At 72.0% G+C, this 2,503-nt stretch carries 4 protein-coding genes; all 4 read right to left on the reverse strand.

The window, feature by feature from the left end; genetic code table 11:
* Positions 1-187, reverse strand: a 187-nt coding sequence (locus AC30N0_RS17850) for a hypothetical protein (RefSeq protein WP_489519236.1), incomplete at its 3' end; no start/stop codon positions are given.
* Between the two features lie 31 nt (positions 188-218).
* Positions 219-443 carry a hypothetical protein gene (locus AC30N0_RS17855; RefSeq protein ID WP_489519237.1) on the reverse strand — a complete coding sequence of 75 codons (225 nt, stop codon included), beginning with the start codon at positions 441-443 and terminating at the stop codon, positions 219-221.
* Positions 444-557: 114 nt separating this feature from the next.
* Complete coding sequence (locus AC30N0_RS17860; protein WP_489519238.1) at positions 558-1,643, reverse strand: AI-2E family transporter; 1,086 nt, start codon at positions 1,641-1,643, stop codon at positions 558-560.
* A partial coding sequence (locus tag AC30N0_RS17865; RefSeq protein WP_489519239.1) for a flavin monoamine oxidase family protein occupies positions 1,640-2,503 on the reverse strand: 864 nt, incomplete at its 5' end. The genes AC30N0_RS17865 and AC30N0_RS17860, both read right to left, overlap by 4 nt.

A 2,503-nucleotide genomic window follows, 5' to 3' on the forward strand; every position in this document is an offset into this window, starting at 1 on the left:
TCAGGCGGCGGCCCAGCGTCTCGGCAGCGACCTTTTCGGCGAAGTGGCGGACCAGCGGCGGCACGTAGAACCAGGCCGCACTCCACACGAGGACGAGGGCCACGGCGGCCCACAAGGCCCGGATCAGCAGCCGGCGGGACCGATTCGCGGCGGCAACAGGCGGGCGTGGATCGGCGGGCAACTCCATCGACGCATTCTGCGTCGACGCGCGGCCGGCCTCAGCCGGTGAGCTCGAGGATGCTCCAGATCTCTTCCGCGACCCGGCGCATGTGCACGTCGGGGTTGGCTTCCTGCATGCCGGCGTCGTCGATGCCCTGGGCCGCGGCCCTCAGCTCGGCGAGCGTCGATTCAGACAGCAGGCGCGCGATCGTCTGCAGGACGAGTCGGTGCGCGACCAGGCGGGCTTCGAGTTCACGGATGCGGGCGTTGGCTTCTTCTTCCATGGCGGGGTTCTGCGGTCGCCGACCTTAGCGCAGGGCGCGCCGGCTCGGCAACGGAAAAGCAGGCAGGCCAGTGTAGGAGGGCGCCGTTTCGCTCGGCTTCCGTCCGGCGTGGCGCTAGTCCACGGGATCCAGGTCCTCGCCACGGCTGGTGGCGAGGATGTCGAAGGCGACGATGAACGTCGCCACGATGACCGGCCCCAGCACGAAGCCGTTCAGGCCAAAGATCGACAGGCCGCCGATGGTCGAGATCAGCACCACGTAGTCGGGCAGCTTGGTCTCCTTGCCGACCAGGATGGGGCGCAGGATGTTGTCGACCAGGCCGATGACGATGGTGCCGAAGGCGATCAGCGCCACGCCCTTCCAGATCGCGCCGGTGGCCAGGAAGTAGATCGCCACCGGGCCCCAGATCAGCGCCGCGCCAACCGCCGGAAGGAGCGACAGGAAGGCCATCACCACGCCCCAGAGGAGCGGCGCATGCACGCCGAGCACCCACAGGGCGAGGCCGCCGAGCGTTCCCTGGATGACGGCGACGAGGACGTTGCCCTTCACCGTGGCGCGGATCACCGCCGCCAGCTGCGTCAGCAGCCGGTCCTTGTGCGCCGACTGCAGCGGCACCGCGCGGCGGACGTTGCGAACGACGCGCGGGCCATCGAGGAGCAGGAAGAAGAGCACGTACATGGCGACGAAGAAGGCGACGATCATGTCGAGCGCGTCCGAGCCGAAGCCGAGCACGCGGCCGGCGACCGCCTGGCCCCGCTCGGTGGCGGCCGCGCGCAGCCGGTCCTGCACGACGGCCATGTCGCCGAGGCCGAAACGGTCGAGCAGGCCGGTCATCCAGGCCGGCAGGGCCGCCGACACCTGCTGCAGGTAGCGCCCGAAGTCGACCTCGCCGCTCTTGACCCGCTGATACAAGGCGGCCACCTCCTGGATCAGCGAGGTGGCGACGAGCGCCAGCGGCAGGATGACCATCAGCAGCACGATCGACAGCGTCGCCAGCGCGGCGAGCACGCGCCTGCCGCGAAAGCGCTTCAGCAGCCAGTTGTAGGCGGGCGTGAAGAGCAGGGCCAGCACGCCGGCCCAGAACACGGCGCCGAAGAAGGGCCACAGGATCAGCGCGACCGCGAGGGTAAAAAGGACGAGCAGCAGGGCGAAGCTCTTCTGCTCGAGGTGCGGCGGCGCGGCGGGTTCTGGGCGGCTCATGCAGGCGCCGAGCGGGCTCGGCCGGCGTAGGGATGGGCCATTGTCACGCGGGCGGCGAGGTGCGCGGCCGCGGCCCGGCCGGCGCGCATGCCGTGGTAGAGCGCCTCCTCGAAGATCGAGTAGGCCGACAGGTCGGCATGCGCGAAGTGGATCCGCGCGCCGGGCTCGGCCAGCGCGCGCAGCGATGCGCTGCCGCGCAGGCCCGGGCCGGGGATCGCCATCGCGTGGCCGTAGCGCATGAGGTCGACGCGGCGGACCTTGCCGGCCAGGTCGGGGTGCGCCGGCGCGAGGTCGGCGAGCACGCGCCCGGCCCAGGTCCGCCAGTCTGCGGCGAGCAGGTCGGCTCGCTGCGCCGCGAGCGCTTCCCGGGTGGCGCCGCCGAGGGCCCAGTACGCGCTCAGGATCGTCGGCCCCGGAACCGAGGCCAGGCTCTGGTGCATGGCATCCACATAGCCGATGCCGCTGCTGGCGTAGAGCACGTTGTCCCAGGCCGGCGCGGCGCCGGGGCGGTCGTTGAGGGGCGCGTCGATGTGGACGTTGGCGACCAGCCACGGCGCATGCGCCTGGCGGCGCGCCGCATCGAGCAGGGCCGCCGGCGGCGATTCGAGCAGGCGCGCGGACACGAAGAGCGGCGTCGCCAGCACCACCTGGGGGGCGACGAAGCGCTCGCTGCGCCCTGCCGTGACGTTCCAGGCGTCGACGACGACCTCGTGGCGCGCCGCCTCGACGCGCGTGACGACCAGGCCGGTGCACAGGCGATTGCCGAGCGGGCGGGCCAGGCGTTCGCCGAGCCAGGCATTGCCTTCCGGCCAGGTGAGCACGCCGTCGCCGCCGTCGGCGGCGTGGCCCTCGTCGCTGCC

The sequence above is a fragment of the Rhizobacter sp. genome, from assembly GCF_031412495.1.
GTDB lineage: Bacteria > Pseudomonadota > Gammaproteobacteria > Burkholderiales > Burkholderiaceae_C > Schlegelella_A.